General features: G+C 67.3%; 11 protein-coding genes. 3 read left to right on the top strand and 8 right to left on the bottom strand.

The window, feature by feature from the left end; all coding sequences use genetic code 11:
- Positions 1 to 47: 47 nt before the first annotated feature.
- Positions 48 to 641: a hypothetical protein gene (locus B4920_RS06630; protein ID WP_079433833.1), complete on the bottom strand. Its 594-nt coding sequence runs from the start codon at positions 639 to 641 to the stop codon at positions 48 to 50.
- A gap of 198 nt (positions 642 to 839) precedes the next feature.
- Here B4920_RS06630 and B4920_RS06625 point away from each other — a divergent pair, with 198 nt between their 5' ends.
- Positions 840 to 1,658, top strand: a complete 819-nt coding sequence (locus B4920_RS06625) for a hypothetical protein (protein WP_216819769.1) — start codon at positions 840 to 842, stop codon at positions 1,656 to 1,658.
- Positions 1,659 to 1,741: 83 nt separating this feature from the next.
- Here the strand turns inward: B4920_RS06625 and B4920_RS06620 are convergent, their stop codons facing one another.
- Positions 1,742 to 2,209, bottom strand: coding sequence for a DUF1854 domain-containing protein (locus B4920_RS06620; RefSeq protein WP_079433832.1), 468 nt, complete (start codon positions 2,207 to 2,209; stop codon positions 1,742 to 1,744).
- Positions 2,210 to 2,219: 10 nt separating this feature from the next.
- On the bottom strand, positions 2,220 to 4,544 hold the full coding sequence (locus B4920_RS06615; RefSeq protein WP_079433831.1) for an ABC transporter ATP-binding protein: 2,325 nt from the start codon (positions 4,542 to 4,544) through the stop codon (positions 2,220 to 2,222).
- 228 nt (positions 4,545 to 4,772) lie between these two features.
- On the opposite strand from B4920_RS06615, the gene cphA (B4920_RS06610) reads away from it, so the two are divergent.
- Entirely contained in the window at positions 4,773 to 6,965 is a 2,193-nt protein-coding gene (cphA, locus tag B4920_RS06610) for a cyanophycin synthetase (RefSeq protein WP_079433830.1), read from the top strand.
- Positions 6,966 to 7,039: 74 nt separating this feature from the next.
- On the top strand, positions 7,040 to 9,616 hold the full coding sequence (cphA, locus tag B4920_RS06605; protein WP_079433829.1) for a cyanophycin synthetase: 2,577 nt from the start codon (positions 7,040 to 7,042) through the stop codon (positions 9,614 to 9,616).
- Between the two features lie 33 nt (positions 9,617 to 9,649).
- Here the strand turns inward: cphA (B4920_RS06605) and B4920_RS06600 are convergent, their stop codons facing one another.
- From B4920_RS06600 to B4920_RS06580, 5 genes are all read right to left on the bottom strand, one after another.
- The gene (locus tag B4920_RS06600) at positions 9,650 to 11,170 is read right to left on the bottom strand and encodes a glycerol-3-phosphate dehydrogenase/oxidase (RefSeq protein ID WP_088179400.1); all 1,521 of its coding nucleotides are present in this window, start codon (positions 11,168 to 11,170) and stop codon (positions 9,650 to 9,652) included.
- The gene (glpK, locus tag B4920_RS06595) at positions 11,167 to 12,657 is read right to left on the bottom strand and encodes a glycerol kinase GlpK (RefSeq protein WP_079433827.1); all 1,491 of its coding nucleotides are present in this window, start codon (positions 12,655 to 12,657) and stop codon (positions 11,167 to 11,169) included. Before glpK ends, B4920_RS06600 begins: the two co-directional genes overlap by 4 nt.
- 90 nt (positions 12,658 to 12,747) lie before the next feature.
- Positions 12,748 to 13,716, bottom strand: coding sequence for a metallophosphoesterase (locus B4920_RS06590; protein ID WP_079433826.1), 969 nt, complete (start codon positions 13,714 to 13,716; stop codon positions 12,748 to 12,750).
- Positions 13,717 to 13,743: 27 nt separating this feature from the next.
- Entirely contained in the window at positions 13,744 to 14,640 is an 897-nt protein-coding gene (locus B4920_RS06585) for a hypothetical protein (RefSeq protein ID WP_254050852.1), read from the bottom strand.
- A 75-nt stretch (positions 14,641 to 14,715) separates the two neighbouring features.
- Positions 14,716 to 16,719 (bottom strand): sigma-54-dependent Fis family transcriptional regulator, encoded by a 2,004-nt coding sequence (locus tag B4920_RS06580; protein WP_079433824.1) that lies wholly within the window; start codon positions 16,717 to 16,719, stop codon positions 14,716 to 14,718.
- Positions 16,720 to 17,169: the final 450 nt, after the last annotated feature.

Genomic DNA, 17,169 nt, shown 5'->3' with positions numbered 1-17,169 from the left:
ACGTGAAAACGCCGCTCCGCCCGTGGGGCTGGAGCGGCGCTAAAGGATCAGGCTGCCTGGCGGGCGCGCAGGTCGCGCAGCAGGTAAAGCGGTGCTTTGTGGTACAGCTTGATGTCGTGGTACGGGTCGGTGAGGATCTTGGTCAGCCATACCAGGCCGGTCTGCACGTCCTTCAGGAAGAACAGATGGACCGTGCGGAACAGCAGGCCGCTGACGCCGAGGCCCAGCCACATCAGGCCCAGGTGGTCGATGAATTCGCCGACGCCGGTGTGGGCCTCGAACAGGCCGAACATCGTCGGATTGAGCCACAGGGCGACCGGGATGAAGGCCCAGATCGACAGCAGCACGACCTTGCGCTTGAGGTTGTAGCCGACCTTCACGGCTTCCTTGTAATCGTTGGTGACTTGGTTCTCTTCGTCGTAGCCGAGGGGCTCGAAGAAGAAGTGGCCGGACTGGCGCGTGACCATGGAGATCAGCCAGCCGATCAGCGCCGCCTTCACCGGATCGACGAACAGCAGCGAATAGGCCACCAGAAAGCTCACTGCGCTGATGAAGTGCAGGGTCTGGTTCATGCGGCTGTGGTGGTAGAAGCGATGATCGTCCCACCGCTGGATTTCAAGGGCGCGCAAAAAGTTCTTCATGGACTCTCCTGGAGGGGCGAACGACCCGGATTAGGTTGGAATGGCTCGAAATGGGGTCTTCAAGGCAAGACTAAGAAGCGCGGGTTACGGGCCGGCTGCGGTTTTGTTAAGGAACGGTGATGCCGATTACCGCTATGGCATGAAAAGGCGATGCATCACCGATAGAATCTGCCCAGGACGTAGTGGAGACATGCAGCGATGGGCACGGTGAAGGCGAACGGGCGTGGTGGGATGGCAGTGGTTGTGCTGTTGCTTGTGCTTGGGCTGGTGGTCGGCGCGGGCAATGAGTGGCGTCATTGGTTACCCAAGGCGCTGTTTGCCGGCGTATTGCTCGTCGTGCCGGGGGGCGTGTGGTGGGCGTGGCGTGTGCGGGCACGCGAACGTTTCCTGGCCACCTTCCAGTTCCCTGCCAGTCTCGGTCGCAAGCTGCGAACGACTTACCCTCACCTGAGTTCTGCGCAGGCAGAGATGGTCATCCGTGAGCTGCGCAGTTTCTTTCGTGTGGCGGGGGCTGCAAACGGCCGGATGGTGTCCATGCCCAGCCAGGCTGTGGATGTGGCCTGGCACGAGTTCATTCTTTTTACACGGGGTTACCGGCAGTTCTGCGCCCGCGCCTTGGGGCGCTTCCTCGATCACACGCCGGCCGAGCACATGGTGACGCCGGTCTCCGCCCAGCAAGGCCTGCGACGCACCTGGTTGCATGCCTGCCGTCTCGAAGGCATCGACCCCAACAAGCCGGACCGGTTACCGGTGCTCTTCGCGCTGGATGCGCTGCTGCAGATTCCGGATGGCTTCCACTATGTGCTGGATTGTTCCGGCGTGGAGAACGCGCAGGGCGTTCCGGCCTATTGCGCCAGCGACATCGGTTGCGGCGGCTCCTGCGCGGCGGATGGAATCGGAGATTGCGGCTCTGGACATGGCGGTGGCCATGGACATGGCGACGGCACCGCCGATGGTGGTTCGGGTGGAGATGGGGGCAGTGCTTGCAGCAGCTGCGGAGGAGGGGGCGGCGACTGACGGGGTCGGACGCCGGTCGGCCTCCGATTGATACTGGCTGGCGCAGCCCGGCGCATGAGCCAGCCTGCGCCGGATGGAACGGATTACAGGAAGCGGTCCAGTAGCCGCTTGCTGTGGGCATCCAGCCCGTAGCGGTCGCGGATCAGAAAGTGGATGCCGCGGCTGTCGGCGATCAGCAGGGCCGGCGGGGTGAGGCGGCGGATGTCTTCCTCGCCCTTCAGCACCAGGCTGGTCGGGCCGCGGTCGGTCTCGATCTCCCAGGTGCTGGGGGTAGCGAAGCTGGACACGCTGTGGATGCGCTGGATCACCGGCATGAACTCGCGGCTGGCCATTTCGTCCTCGAGCAGCTTGCGCGGCGCGTCGGGCAGATCGGTGAGGCGGTCGATCCACGCGACTTCCTCACCGTCGCCGTTGATGAGGCCGATGCTCTCGGCCGGGGCGGCGATCGGGAAGGCGCGGACCGGGGTGATCAGCTGGGCCTGGCCGGTGGCGTCGATGAAGACGAGCTGGCCGAAGGCATTGCGTTCCAGCTGGATGTTTTGCGTAGGCATGGCGTGGTCTTCAGGCAGGGGTGTGGGCGCGGTGGAAGGGCACGCGGGGTTTGTCGCCGTTGCCGCCCAGCGCGTCGTCGTCCAGCTTGCGGGTCTGGGCTTCGTAGAGGCGGAAGTAGGCGCCCTGTTTTTCCATCAGCGTGTCGTGGTTGCCGATCTCGACGATCTGGCCGCGGTCCAGCACCACCAGGCGGTCGGCCTTGCGCAGCGTGGACAGGCGGTGGGCGATGGCGATGGTGGTGCGGCCGCGGATGAGGTTTTCCAGCGCGGCCTGGATTTCCATTTCCGTTTCGGTATCCACCGCCGAGGTGGCTTCGTCGAGGATCAGGATGCGCGGGTCGATCAGCAGCGCGCGGGCGATGGAGATGCGCTGGCGCTCGCCGCCGGACAGGGCCTGTCCGCGCTCGCCGACCAGCGAGTCGTAGCCCTGCGGGAGGCGCAGGATGAAGTCGTGGGCGTGGGCGGCGCGGGCAGCAGCGATGATCTCCTCGCGGGTCGCATCGGGCTTGCCGTAGGCGATGTTCTCGGCGATGGTGCCGAAGAACAGGAAGGGCTCCTGCAGCACCAGGCCGATATTGCGGCGGTACTCGGACACCGGCACGGAGCGGATGTCCATGCCTTCGATGCGGATGGCGCCGTCGGTCACGTCGTAGAAGCGGCAGATCAGGTTGACCAGCGTGCTCTTGCCGGAACCCGAGTGGCCGACCAGGCCGATCATCTCGCCCGGCGCGATGTTGAGGTCCACGCCGCGCAGGATGGTGCGGTTGCCGTAGCGGAAGCCGACCCGCTTGACCTCGATGGCGCCGGTCACCTTGGGCAGGTGTTGCGGATTGACCGGATCGGGCACGCTGGAAACGTGGTCGAGGATGTCGAAGATGCGCTTGGCGCCGGCAGCGGCTTTCTGCGTTACCGAGACGATCCGGCTCATGGAGTCCAGCCGGGTGTAGAAACGCGAGATGTAGGCCAGGAAAGCGGCCAGCGTACCGACGGTGACGGACTTCCCGGACACCAGCCAGATGCCGAAGCCCCACACGATCAGAAGCCCGATCTCGGTCATCAGCGTGACGGTGGGCGAGAACACCGACCACACTTTGTTCACCCGGTCGTTTACTGCCAGGTTGCGGGCGTTGGCTTCGCGGAAACGGGCGACCTCGCGTTTCTCCTGCGCAAAGGCCTTCACCACGCGGATGCCCGGAATGGTGTCGGCGAGCACGCTGGTGACTTCGGACCACACCCGGTCCACCTGCTCGAAGCCGTAGCGCAGCTTGTCGCGCACGGTGTGGATCAGCCAGGCGATGAAGGGCAGCGGCACCAGGGTGACCAGCGCCAGCCACGGATTGATCGACACCAGGATGATCGCCGTCATGGTGATCATCAGTACGTCGGTGGCGAAATCGAGCAGGTTCATCGACAGGAACAGGCAGATCCGGTCGGTCTCCGAGCCGATGCGCGACATCAGGTCGCCGGTGCGCTTGCCGCCGAAGTATTCCAGCGACAGGCCCTGCAGGTGCTCATAGGTGGTGGTGCGCAGGTCGGCGCCGATGCGCTCGCTGACCAAGGCCAGGATGTAGGTCTTGGCCCAGCCAAGGCCCCAGGCGAACAGTGCAGCGACCAGCAGTCCGCCCAGCATCATCATCACGCGGTGGGTGTCGATGGGCTGGCCGTTCTGGAAGGGGATCAGCACCTCGTCCATCAGCGGCATGGTGAGGTAGGGGGGCACCAGCGTGGCGGCGGTCGAGATCAGGGTCAGGATGAAGCCGGCCAGCAGCTGGCTCTTGTAGGGCCTGGCGAAGCGCCACAGACGGAACAGGGTCCAGGTGGACGGCGGCGTGTGGATCTCGCGGGCGCAGGTCGGGCACTCGTCGGTGCCCGGTGGCAGCGGTGCGTCGCAGGTCGGACAGGTGAGCGGTTCGGGCGGCGTCGGCTCACGGCCGGCCAGCACGCATTCGAGTTGGGCATGGAAACGGTCGGCCAGATTGCGGGCGGCCGGGTCCTGGGCCAGCGTGAAGCGCCAGCCGGCCAGCTTGCCGTCGCCGTCCACCAGGTCGAGGCTGGCCACGCCGGCGTGGTCGCGGTGGCGCAGGGCCATGCCGTTGCGGAAGGTCCATACCTGCCAGACCTTGGCCTGCAGGTCCCAGGCCAGCAGGCGGCGGTCGGTCAGGGCTACCAGGCCGTCGCGGAATTGCAGGGTGGCATCGAGATCGAGGTTGAGGCTGGCCAGAACCTTTTCGCCGGCCTGCAGGGCCTTGTCGAGGAGGGGGCGCCAGCTGTCGGGCACGGCCGGACCGAGGTAGTCGGAATAGGCGGCGGTAAGGGAAGTGGACTCGGAATTCATCTCGGAGACGCGATTAGGCCCCAGAAAAGGGCCAGCGTAGGGCAAAATTGCGCCCGAAGTTTACTGACTCGTTACATGCGCGTATACCCGGCGGGTGGCCAGAAGCATCGTCAACCCGATTATTTTTCTCTCAGGTAATCCTGGCGGCCTCGTCCGCGTTAAAGGGAGATCGCGTTTCCGTTGCCGAGCGCCGTAAACCAGGCCCGTTACTTCCGAAGTGTCTCGTCCATGACCAATAAAACGATCGAATTCCTCAATGTGCTCCATCTGCGGGGACCGAACATCTGGACCTATCGCTCAGTCCTCGAAGCATGGGTCGACATCCACGACCTGGAAGACTGTCCGTCCAACGTCATCCCCGGCTTCTACGAGCGGCTGACGGCAATGCTGCCGACCCTCATCGAGCACCGTTGCAGCATCGGTGAGCGCGGCGGCTTCCTCAAGCGCCTGCGGGACGGGACCTGGCCGGGACACATCCTCGAACACGTCACGCTCGAACTGCAGAACCTCGCCGGCATGACCGGTGGCTTCGGCAAGGCGCGCGAAACCTCGCTGCGCGGCGTCTACAAGGTGGTGATCCGCGCCTGGCAGAAAGATGTGTCGATGGCCGCCCTCAACATGGGCCACGACTTGCTGATGGCCGCCATCGAAGGCCGCTCCTACGATGTGGACGCCGCCGTCGTGCGCCTGCGTGACCTCGTCGACAAGCACATGCTCGGCCCGAGCACCCGCTGCATCGTCGAGGCTGCCGCCGACAAGCAACGCCGCATTCCCTACATCCGCCTGCTGCCCGAGGGCAACCTCGTGCAACTCGGTTACGGTGCCCGTCAGCGCCGTATCTGGACCGCCGAGACCGATCGTACGCCGGCCATTGCCGAGAGCATCTCCCGCGAGAAGGACCTCACCAAGACGCTGCTGGAGTCCTGCGGCGTGCCGGTGCCGGAAGGCCGCATCGTGACCAGCGTCGAGGACGCCATCGAGGCCGCCGAGGACATTGGCTTCCCGGTGGTGGTGAAGCCCAGCGACGGCAATCACGCCCGCGGCGTATTCACCAACATCCGCACCCCGCAGGAAGTGGCGGACGTGTTCCCGCTGTCGGCGGCGGAAGGCTCCGAGGTGATGGTCGAGCGCTTCGTGAAGGGCGCCGAGCACCGCCTGCTGGTGGTTGGCGGCAAGATGGTCGCCGCCAACAAGGGCGACATGGTGTCGGTGATCGGCGACGGCACGCACACCATCGACGAACTGATCGAGACCCAGATCAACTCCGACCCGCGCCGCGGCGTCGAGCACGAGTTCCCGCTGTACCTGATCAAGCTGGAAAACTACCCGGCCGCGCAGATGGAAGTGGCGCGCCAGGGCTATACCGGCGCCTCGGTGCCGCCGGAAGGCCAGGAGGTGATGATCGTCCGCACCAGCAACATGGCCTTCGACGTGACCGACGAAGTGCATCCGGACACCGCCGAGCTGGCCTGTCTGGCGGCGCGCATCGTCGGCCTCGACATCGCCGGCGTGGACCTGGTCTGCGAAGACATCTCCAAGCCCTTGAGCGAGCAGCAGGGCGCCATCGTCGAAGTGAACGCCGGCCCCGGCCTGCTGATGCACATCAAGCCGGGAGTCGGCCAGCCGCGTCCGGTGGGCGAGGCGATCGTCGATCATCTGTTCGAGAAGGACGCGGACGCGCGTATTCCCATCGTCGGCGTCACCGGCAGCCGTGGCAAGACGCCGGTGGCTCGCCTGATCGCCCACCTGTCCCGCCTGTCCGGGCAGTACACCGGCCTGGCTTGCTCCGAGGGCGTGTTCCTCGACGGCCGCCAGGTGGAAACCGCCGAAGGCTCCAACTGGGACGCCGCCGAGCGCGTGCTGATGAACCGCTCCGTCGAGACCGCGGTGTTCGAGAACGGCTGCCGCAGCATCCTCGCCGACGGCACCGTGTACGACCGCTGCTCCGTGGGCGTGGTCACCAACATCGACCCGGAACTCCATTATGGTGAGTTCTACATCGACTCCCCGGAAAAGGTCTGGAACGTCTTCCGCACCCAGGTGGATCTGGTGCTGTCCAGCGGTGCCGCGGTGCTCAATGCCGAGGACCCGGCGGTCGTCGAGATGGCCTCCCTGTCCGACGGCGAGGTGATCTTCTACGCCGTCGATCCCAACGCCGAGGCTGTCGTACAGGCCCGCAACGAAGGCCGTCGCACGGTCTTCGTGAAGGACGGCGCCATCGTGCTGGCCACCGGCGAGCAGGAAGATCCGGTGGCCCGCCTGGCCAAGATCAAGCTGCTGGCCGACGGCGGCGATGCGCCGGGCGTGCTGTCCAACCTGCTGGCCGCGGTGGCCGCAGCCTGGGCGCTGGGCGTATCGCCGGCGATGATCCGTGCTGGCGTCAAGCCCTACGATCCGAAGGCGCCGCTGCGCAACGACTGAAGCCGCCACCGAACAACGATGAAGGGCCGCCCGACGCTGGCGGCCCCAGAGAAAAACGACAAGGACTGTTATCCATGGAAGTCTCACGCATCCGGGCTCTGCGCGGCCCCAATCTGTGGAGCCGGCACACCGCGATCGAAGCCATCGTGACCTGCACCGAAGCGGAGTGCGACATCGACTCCCTGCCGGGCTACGAGACGCGATTGCGCAACCTGTTCCCCGAAATGGGCTTTCTCGAGGCCGACGGCCACATGGGCGCCAGCTCCGTGGCCCAGGCCTTGGAACTCGCTGCCCTCGGCCTGCAAGCCTGCGCCGGTTGCCCGGTGACCTTCAGCCGCACCGCCAAGACCATCGAGAAGGGCGTCTTCCAGGTGGTGGTGGAATACACCGAAGAAAAGGTCGGCCGCCTGGCCTTCGATCTGGCCACCGAACTGTGCCGCGCCGCCGAAATCGATGGCCCCTTCGATCTGGCCGGCGCGCTGGCCCGCCTGCGCGAGCTGGATGAGGACGTGCGCCTCGGGCCTTCTACCGGTTCTATCGTGCAGGCCGCCGCCGCCCGCGGCATTCCCTATCGCCGCCTCACCGAAGGCAGCCTCGTGCAGTTTGGCTGGGGTAGCCAGCAGCGACGCATCCAGGCTGCCGAGACCGACCTGACCAGTGCGGTGGCCGAAGCCATCGCCCAGGACAAGGAACTCACCAAGAATTTGCTGCGCGCCGCCGGCGTACCGGTGCCGCTGGGCCGCTCGGTGACCAGCGCGGAAGACGCCTGGCAGGCTGCCAAGGAGCTCGGCGGCCTCGTTGTCGTGAAGCCCCGCGACGGCAACCAGGGCAAGGGCGTGGCGGTCAAGCTGCGTACCAAGGAAGAGGTGATGAACGCCTTCCGCGTCGCCGAGGAGATCAGCGACGACGTGCTGGTGGAACGCTACCTGCCGGGCCACGACTACCGCCTGCTGGTTGTGGGCGACAAGTTGATCGCCGCCGCCCGCCGCGAGCCGCCGCTGGTCATCGGCGACGGCCAGCGCACCATCCGCGAGCTGGTGGACCATGTGAACAGCGACCCGCGCCGCGGCGTCGGCCACGCCACCTCGCTGACCAAGATCCGCTTCGACGAGATCGCCCTTGCCACTCTTGCCAAGCAGGGCTATGAGGCCGAGTCCGTGCCTCCGAAGGGCAAGCGGGTGATCCTGCGCAACAACGCCAACCTGTCCACCGGCGGCACCGCCACCGACGTGACGGACGACGTGCATCCGGAAGTCGCCGAGCGGGCGATTGCCGCGGCCAAGAACATCGGTCTCGACATCTGCGGCGTGGACGTGGTCTGCGAGAGCGTGCTGGAACCGCTGGAAGCCCAGAGCGGCGGCATCGTCGAAGCCAACGCGGCGCCCGGCCTGCGCATGCACCTGCAGCCGTCCTACGGCAAGGGCCGCCCGGTCGGTGAGGCCATCGTCGCCAACATGTTCAAGCCCGGCGAAGACGGCCGCATTCCGGTCATTGCGGTGGCCGGCACCAACGGCAAGACGACCACCGTGCGCCTGTCGGCCCACATCCTCGGCGTGGCCGGCAACTGCGTCGGCATGACCAACTCCGACGGCGTCTATGTGGGCAAGCGCCGCATCGATACGGGCGACTGCAGCGGCCCGCGCAGCGCCCGCAACATCCTGCTGCACCCGGACGTGGACGCCGCGGTGTTCGAGACCGCTCGTGGCGGTGTGCTGCGCGAAGGCCTGGCCTTCGACCGCTGCGACGTGGCGGTGGTTACCAACATCGGCATGGGCGACCACCTTGGTCTGTCTTACATCAGCACCGTCGAAGACCTGGCGGTGGTGAAGCGGGTGATCGTGCAGAACGTGAAGTCCAGCGGTACCGCGGTGCTCAACGCCGCCGATCCGATGGTCGTCAAGATGGCCAGTGCCTGCCCGGGCTCGGTGCTGTTCTTCGCCGCCGACCAGTACAACCACGTGCTGGTCACCCATCGCGTGCAGGGCCACCGCGTGGTCTTCGTGGGCGACGACGCAATCGTTGCTGCCCAGGGCAGCGAGGAGTTCCGTGTGCCGCTGGCCGGCATCCCGATCACCCGCAACGGCGCGATCTCCTTCCAGGTCGAGAACGCGATGGCCGCCATCGCCGCTACCTGGGCGTTGGGCATTCCGCCGGAGACCATCATCGCCGGTGCCGCCAGCTTCGTGAACGACGCCGCCACCGCGCCGGGCCGCTTCAATGTGTTCGACTACAAGGGCGCCACGCTGATCGCCGACTACGGCCACAATCCGGATGCGATCCTGGCGCTGGTGCAGGCCGTCGAGAGCATGCCGGCCAAGCGCCGCTCGGTGGTCATCAGCGGTGCCGGCGACCGCCGCGACGAGGACATTCGCGAGCAGACCCGCATCCTCGGCAAGGTCTTCGACGAAGTGGTGCTGTACCAGGACGACTGCCAGCGCGGCCGTGCTGACGGCGAGGTGCTGGCGCTGCTGCAGGAAGGCCTGGTGGGCGCTCCGCGGACGAAGGAGGTCAGCGAGATCCGTGGCGAGTTCGTGGCCATCGACTTCGCGTTGAAGAAGCTCGAGTCCGGTGACCTGTGCCTGATCCTCATCGACCAGGTGGAAGAGGCGCTGGAGCACATCGCCAAACGCATCGCCGAAACCACGGCGTGATCGACGCGGCCTGAGTCCGCTCAGGCCCGGCCTTCAGTGGAAGCCTTCTGCCAGCCCGTGGAAGGCTTCCGTCATTTCACGGGTGCATTCCGCGTCCCAGCCCAGTTCCTCGGCAAGGATCGCGGCGACCGCCGGCGCGGCTTCGATGGCCGCTGTGGCATCCACGAACAGCGCCCGATGGCGGCGGGCCAGCACGTCTTCGACGTTGCGGGCTTGCTCCTCGCGGGCGGCGAAGCGGACCTCGGCTTCGCTCAGGGACAGGGCAGGGTGCAACTGGCGGCCAGCACCGGGCAGGGTGTCCACCTTGGGACGATCGGTGCCGAAGACATCCTCGGACGGCGACGCCGGACTGCCGTGCAGAACCAGGCTGCGGGTCCGGCAGGGGCGGGCCGGCAGGCAAGCGACGGCCGCGGCCCGGTCGATGGTCTCTTCGCCCATGCACCGGTAGGTAGTCCATTTGCCGCCGGCCACCGACACCAGACCGCTCGGTGAGACCTGGATCACGTGCTCCCGCGACAGGCTCGACGTGTTGCCGCTGCCGCCGATCAGTGGGCGCAGGCCGGCGAACTGGCTGCGGATGTCGCTCCTGTGCGGCTTGCGGCGCAGATAGCGGGCCGCCGTGGCGAGGATGAAGTCCACCTCGCCGTCCAGCGGCCGAGGCTCCAGCGGAATGTCCGGTCGTGGCGTGTCGGTGGTGCCGAGCAGCAGTTTGCCCTGCCAGGGGATGATGAACAGCACGCGGCCGTCGTCGGTGCGGGGCACCAGCAGCGCCGCATCGCCGGGCAGGAAGTCCCGGTCCAGCACGATGTGTACGCCTTGGCTGGGATTCAACTGGGCCGTGCTCGTCGGGTCGTCAAGGCGCCGGATGGCGTCGGCCCACACTCCAGCCGCATTGATGACGACCCGCGCCGACAGCGCGAACGCCTCGCCACTTTCCGCATCCTGCGCGTCGACACCGACGACGTGCCCGCCCTCATGGCGCAGCCCCGTGAGCGGCAGCCGATTGAGCGCCAGGCCGCCCAAATCGAGCACCGTGCGCATCAGCGTGATCGCCAGCCGGGCGTCGTCGAAGCGGGCGTCCATGTAGGCGATGCCGCCGACCAGCCCGTCTTCACGCACGCCGGGCAGCGCGCGGCGGGTTTCTTCCACCGACAGTGGGCGACTGGCGCCAAGACTGTGGGCGCCGGCCAGCCAGTCGTAGGCGGCCAGGCCGACACCGAGCTGAAGGCGGTCCCACTGCCGGTAGAGCGGCACGACGAAGCGTTGCGGATGCACCAGATGCGGCGCGTTGGCGAGCAGGAGCGCCCGTTCGGCCAGGGCTTCATGGACGAGCCCGATACGCCCTTGGGCGAGGTAGCGGACGCCGCCGTGCACCAGCTTGGTGGACCGCGAACTGGTGCCCTTGGCGAAATCGTGGGCCTCCAGCAGCAGGGTCGAATAGCCGCGCGATGCGGCATCCACCGCGCAGCCGAGGCCGGTGGCGCCGCCGCCGATGACCAGCACGTCCCAGCGCGGCGTCTGGCGCAGGCGGTCGAGCAGATCCGCGCGCCTCATGCTACGGCCCACCCGCGGGCACGCTCGACGGCCCGGTGCCACTCGGCAAGGCGTGCGCTGCGCTCGTCCTCGCTGCATAGCGGCTCGAAGATCCGCTCCGCCCGCCAGTGGGCGGACAGTTCTTCAGGGCCGCGCCACAGGCCCACCGCCAGACCGGCGAGATAGGCCGCGCCGAGGGCTGTCGTTTCGGTCTGTCGGGGACGGATCACCGGTACGCCGAGCAGGTCGGCCTGGATCTGCATCAGCAGGTCGTTGCGCGCCGCACCGCCGTCCACCCGCAACTCGGTCAGAGGGTCGGCACCGTCGCGGTTCATGGCGTCCACCAGGTCGACGGTCTGCAGTGCGATGGCCTCCAGCGCAGCGCGGGCGATGTGGGCCTTGCCGCTGCCGCGGGTCAGGCCGAGCAGGGTGCCGCGGGCGTAGCCGTCCCAGTAGGGCGCTCCGAGGCCGGCGAAGGCCGGCACCAGCACCACGCCGCCGGTGTCCGGCACCGAAGCGGCGAGGGCTTCTATGTCGGCTGCGCGCTGGATCAGCCCCAGCCCGTCGCGCAGCCACTGCACCACCGCGCCACCGATGAAAACGCTGCCCTCCAGCATGTAGGTGGCGTGTCCGCCGATTCGCCAGCCGACGGTGGTGAGTAGGCGCTGGTGGGATTCGACGGGTTGGGCGCCCGTGTTGAGCATCAGGAAGCAGCCGGTGCCATAGGTGTTTTTCGCCGAGCCGGGCTGCAGGCAGGCCTGACCGAAGGTGGCGGCCTGCTGGTCGCCGGCCAGGCCGCCGATGGGAATCGCACTGCCGAAGAGGGCGGGATCGGTCGTGCCCAGCACGCCGCTGGTTTCAACGATCTCGGGCAACAGCGCCGCGGGAATGTCGAACAGGGTCAGCAACTCGTCGTCCCAGCACTGGCGGTGGATGTCGAACAGCATCGTGCGCGACGCATTGCCCGGATCGGTGACGTGCAGCCGGCCTCCGGTGAGCTGCCACACCAGCCAGCTGTCGATGGTGCCGAAGGCTAGTTCGCCGGCAGCGGCGCGGCGCCGGGCGTCCGGCACGTGATCGAGCAGCCAGGCCAGCTTGGTGGCCGAGAAGTAGGCATCCACCTCCAGGCCGGTCCTGGCGCGGATCAGGGCGGCGTGGCCGGCTGTGCGCAGGGCTTCGCAGGCATGCACGGTACGGCGGTCCTGCCAGACGATGGCGTGCGCCAGGGGCTGGCCGCCGGCCCGTTCCCACAGCACAGTGGTCTCGCGCTGGTTGGCGATGCCGATGGCGGCCACGTCGGCGCCCGTCAGCCCGGCCTTGCTCAGGGCCTGGCGTGCGCAGTCGAGCTGGGTTTGCCAGATCTCCAGCGGGTCATGTTCGACCCAGCCGGGCTGCGGATAGCTCTGGCGGAACTCCAGCTGGGCGCTGCCGAGGGCGGCGCCGTGGATGTCGAAAACGATGGCACGGCTGCTGCTGGTGCCCTGGTCGAGGGCGAGGAGGCAAGACATGGCACGGGCACTCGGGAGAGGCTGAGGTTCCCAATCTAGCCCACTCCACGCCGAAGTTGAACGGGCGCGTATGCCATTGTGGAGGTGGGCTCAGGAAACCTGGCAGAAATGGGCGTCGCTCAGCTGGGCCTCGCCGTCCCAGCGATAGGCCACCAGCGGCCCGCCGTTGCCGGCCGAGTAATCGACGCAGGCGGCATGCGGTGTGAGCACGTGGGGCTGCCCGGTCATCCAGTAATGGCCGAAGAACACCGGTCGTGGGTCATCGTCCTCAATGTGGGCGTAAGCGGGGAGCTGTAAATCCGGCAGCTGGCTGCGCAGCTTCTCATGAACGAGGGCGGCGCGCCGGCAGGTGGTGGCGTCCCGGTCCCACCAGCGGATGCGCACCCGGTGGCGCGCGATGCCATCCTTGTCCTGGTAGGAGACGCCGTCCGGTAGCGCGATCTCCAGCCCCTTGGTGAGGATCTCGGCGGCGCGGAACAAGCTGGGTTCGGGGGTGTCCGTCACGGAGTCGTCGTCGGGCTCGCGGGTGGCGTCAGGAAAGGCTGTCGGCAACAGGCGGCCGTTCTCGACGCAGCCCGTTGCGCTCAGCCAGTCCATCAACCCCTGGTGCCAGCAGGCGTGCACGACACGGATGCCCGGCAGTGCCAGCCACAGGGGCAGGGTACGGAACCACGCGATGAGCTCGGTGTGAAGCGCCGGGTCGTGTTCCACTTCGTCCAGGAAACGCTGGTGCTGGATGCGGTTCTTGTGCCCCCAGCGGGCGCTGTAATGGCGGCGCAGGTATTCGCCGGGATGTGCGGAGTCTGGCGTGTGCCAGGCGATGGCGTTGAGCTCGTGGTTGCCCATCACCGCCAGCGCCGTACCACTTTCCACCATACCGCGGGCCAGGCGGACGGTGCGTAGCTGCTGCGGGCCGCGGTCGATGAAGTCGCCGACGAAGACTGCGGTGCGCGAGGGATGGCGCCAGGCGCCGTCGCAGAGGCGGTAGCCCATGTGCAGCAGCAGGGCTTCGAGCTTGTCGGCCTGGCCGTGGATGTCGCCGATGATGTCGTAGGCCATGGCAGCTTGCGCGACGTCGGGTGCCGCTCAGCAGCCGCTGCCGTCGCCGCGGCGCGTGAAACCAAAACTGCCGCCGCCAAGGCTGGGCGGCTGGATGCAGATCATCAGGGCCAGGGACTTGGCGGACTTGACGATGTCCGGCGGAAATGCGGAGAAGGGCACCGCCCGTTCGACGACCGATTTCACGAAGGCGATCTCGTCCTGCTGGTCGCCGGCATTGACGATCTTGAAGCTCTTCAGGGAACCGTCCGGGTTCAGGCGGACCTCGACGGAGGCGTTGCGGATGCCGCGGGTACGCGGGTCGTTCTTCACGAAGGACGCGCTGCGGTTGAGCTTCTTGACCAGCGCATCCATGTAGAACTCCAGGCTGAAGGGATCCACCGGTGGGCTGTTGGGGATGCGCTCGACCAGGTCTTCCTGGCTGCTGGCACTGCGCCCGCGGGATTCACGCATCTGCTCGCGGCCGATCTCGCGAGCCATCGCCATGGAGCGCTCGGCGAGGGTTGGCGGTGGGGGAGGCGGCTTCTTCGCGTCGCGGGCCAGATCGTTGAGGAAGTTGTCCATCTCCTCCTTCTGCGCCACGCTCCAGGTCGGCGTCGGCTCGGCACTCCGGACGGCGGGCGCGTCGGGCTTGCGTGCGGTAAGGATGCGCGTGCGGCTCTCGGCGGCTTTGGGTTTTGGCTTCTGCGTGGGTTGCGGCTTGCGTGGTGGCGCCTCAGCGACCTTGACCGGCTCCTTTGGGCGCGGCTTCACATCCGCGCGGGGTGCGGGCGGCGGGGCGAGGCGGGCTTCCAGACGCGGGCTGGCGTGCTCCCCTTCTGGCGGGGCCAGCTTGACCAGCAGCAGTAGGCCATGCACGAGCAAGGATGTCGCGATCGCCAGCTGGAGGGCGCGCGAGGACCTGGAATGGGGCAAGTCGAACATCGGCCGGATTTTAGTCCGCCGCGCGGCGGGGCGGGCTGCTTTTTACACAATCCGCCCCCGGCTGCAAGCCTGTCGTCAGGCGCTGGTGCGGGCGCGCTCCCGATCCACCTCCAGTCCGTAGCGTTTGAGCTTGAGATACAGGGTGCTCTTGGCGATGTTGAGCTGGCGCGCGGCCCAGGTGAGGTTGCCGCCGGTGGCGGCGATGGCCCGCCGGATCAGTTCCAGTTCGCCGTCGGCAATGCTGCAGACCAGTGCGCTTCCCGTTACTGCTGGCGGCGGCACCTCTATTTCCGACAGCTCGCCCGGCAGTACGTCGGCGCCGATCTCCGGACCGTCGCTCATCAGCACCATGCTTTCCACCGCGTTGCGCAGCTCCCGCACATTGCCCGGCCAGGCATAAGCCTGCAGGCGCTCCAGGATGCCAGTGCCGAGCCGGCGTTCGGGCAGACCGTGCTGGGTGGCGAAACGGGCCAGGAAGAGATCCACCAGCAAGGGAATGTCCTCCCGGCGCTCGCGCAGCGGGGGCAGGTTGAGCGTGGTGACGGCGATGCGGTAATACAGGTCCATGCGGAAGCGGCCGGCGGCCACTTCCTCGCGCAGGTTGCGGTGGGTGGCGGCGACGAGGCGGAAGTTGACCTTGCGGGGGGTGTTTTCGCCGAGGCGGTGGATCTCACCTTCTTCCAGCACCCGCAGCAGGTGCGGTTGCAGATCGATGGGCATTTCACCGATTTCGTCGAGGAACAGCGTGCCGCCGTCGGCGGACTCGATCTTGCCCATCATGCCGCCCTTGCGGGCACCGGTGAAGGCGCCTTCCGCGTAGCCGAACAGCTCGCTGGCCAGCAGCTCCCGCGACAGTCCGCCACAGTTGAGGGCCACATAGGTGCCGCTGGCGCCCTGGCTGGCATCGTGGATGCCGCGGGCGAATTCCTCCTTGCCGACCCCGGTTTCGCCGAGCAGCAGCACCGGTACCTTCGAGCGGGCCAACTGGCGGGCCTTGTCGATGGCCGACAGCAGGGCCGGGTTGCGGCTGACCAGCGACGCGAAATTGCGCACCTTGGCGGGCTGCTCCGCCCGCGGGACGTCAGCCGCCGGCCGTAGCGTATGGATCGAGCGGTTGCCGCGGCTGAGCGGCATGATCAGCAGGGTGCCGAGGCGCAGCCCGTTGCAGCTCACCGGCACCAGCCAGTCGTTGTTCATCCACTCGGGCAGGGGGCCGATGGGGCCATCCTCGGCGAGGGCCATTTCGGGAATGCGGGACGTGGTTACGTCCAGGTCGCCGCCGCGGGTGGCAATCGCCGAGGCTGCGTGTTCATTGACCTTTACCGGTACGCCGCGCCGGTCGAAGAGGATCAGGCCGTCGGCGGCGCTGGAGCCCCAGCGCCCCATCGCCCCTTCGAGGAGGCGGCAGCGCAGTTCCATCTCCCGTGCGGCGAGCCGGCTTTCGATACGGCTGGCGGTGGTGACGGCCAGGGCCAGGCTCTGGCGGCTATAGGTCTCGGAGAGCCCGGAGACGTCGATCACGCCGACGATCTCGCCGCTCTGGGGATGGCGGATCACCGCCGCCGAACAGGTCCACCGCTTGATACCGGCGCAGAAGTGCTCCGCCGAGTGGATCTGCACTGGTTGGCCGACCGCCAGGGCCGTACCGATGGCGTTGGTGCCGCACAGGCGCTCGCTCCAGGTGACGCCGGGAATCAGGCGGATGGATTCGGCCGTGTCCACCGTGGGGGTGTCGCCTTCCATCGTGAGGATGGTGCATTGGGTGTCGGCGAGCAGCATCATCGTGCCGGTTTCGGCCAGGAAATCCCGGGCATAGGCCATCACCGGGGCGCTGGCCTCCAGCAGTTCGCTGTTGCTCTCCCGCAGGGCATACAAGGTGTGTTCGGGGAGCGGGTCGGGTGCGTAGCGGCGGACCGGGTCCACCCGGGCCTCCTGGCAGCGTCGCCAGGAGCGGTCCACCAAGGTCCGCAGGGTGTCGTTGCGGGCGGCGTCGCCGTTCAGGAAGGATTCCCAGGCGGCCATTACGGCAGAGTCGTTATACGGATTGGAGAACACTTGTCCCTCCGTGTTGCGCTGCATTCACGTCTTGCTCCTTTGGATACGTACCCGCCGTGGCGGACCGCTATCCAAGGGATGCGGCCGGTGTGTTTGGATTCTGCGCATGGCGGGACGGTAGTGGTTGATCTGCGGGTGTCGCGAGCCTCCGATCTTGAGTTGGCAGTCCGCCGATCGGACTGCCATCCTGGAGATTAGCAAATGAAGTGCCACTTGCCCTGCTGGCGTGCAGGCCATGCGGTGCAAGGGGCGCCGGTGGGACGGATTCCATCGCCCTGCGTCCGGCGTCCGACAATCGGACGTATCGAACGGCGGCCGACTCGTTTTCGGACGTTCACACCCGTTGGGGCGAATTCATTCGCCCGCGGAGCTTCATGGACGTGCGATGGGCGAATGAATTCGCCCCAACGGTGGGGGACGGAAAAAAGCGGGGCCGGCCACCAGGACCGAGCCCCGCAAAGCGCTTGCAACCGG

The sequence above is a fragment of the Zoogloea sp. LCSB751 genome, from assembly GCF_002028455.1.
In the GTDB taxonomy this organism is placed as follows: domain Bacteria; phylum Pseudomonadota; class Gammaproteobacteria; order Burkholderiales; family Rhodocyclaceae; genus Zoogloea.
Note: the sequence above shows the minus strand (reverse complement) of the source record. Positions and strands in the feature narration are given on the sequence as shown.

What these genes read in the sequence shown, in the direction of transcription:
- B4920_RS06630 (WP_079433833.1), bottom strand. Translation starts at nt 641, where the DNA reads ATGAAGAACTTTTTGCGCGCCCTTGAAATCCAGCGGTGGGACGATCAT.
- B4920_RS06625 (WP_216819769.1), top strand. Translation starts at nt 840, where the DNA reads ATGGGCACGGTGAAGGCGAACGGGCGTGGTGGGATGGCAGTGGTTGTG.
- B4920_RS06620 (WP_079433832.1), bottom strand. Translation starts at nt 2,209, where the DNA reads ATGCCTACGCAAAACATCCAGCTGGAACGCAATGCCTTCGGCCAGCTC.
- B4920_RS06615 (WP_079433831.1), bottom strand. Translation starts at nt 4,544, where the DNA reads ATGAATTCCGAGTCCACTTCCCTTACCGCCGCCTATTCCGACTACCTC.
- cphA (WP_079433830.1), top strand. Translation starts at nt 4,773, where the DNA reads ATGACCAATAAAACGATCGAATTCCTCAATGTGCTCCATCTGCGGGGA.
- cphA (WP_079433829.1), top strand. Translation starts at nt 7,040, where the DNA reads ATGGAAGTCTCACGCATCCGGGCTCTGCGCGGCCCCAATCTGTGGAGC.
- B4920_RS06600 (WP_088179400.1), bottom strand. Translation starts at nt 11,170, where the DNA reads ATGAGGCGCGCGGATCTGCTCGACCGCCTGCGCCAGACGCCGCGCTGG.
- glpK (WP_079433827.1), bottom strand. Translation starts at nt 12,657, where the DNA reads ATGTCTTGCCTCCTCGCCCTCGACCAGGGCACCAGCAGCAGCCGTGCC.
- B4920_RS06590 (WP_079433826.1), bottom strand. Translation starts at nt 13,716, where the DNA reads ATGGCCTACGACATCATCGGCGACATCCACGGCCAGGCCGACAAGCTC.
- B4920_RS06585 (WP_254050852.1), bottom strand. Translation starts at nt 14,640, where the DNA reads ATGTTCGACTTGCCCCATTCCAGGTCCTCGCGCGCCCTCCAGCTGGCG.
- B4920_RS06580 (WP_079433824.1), bottom strand. Translation starts at nt 16,719, where the DNA reads ATGCAGCGCAACACGGAGGGACAAGTGTTCTCCAATCCGTATAACGAC.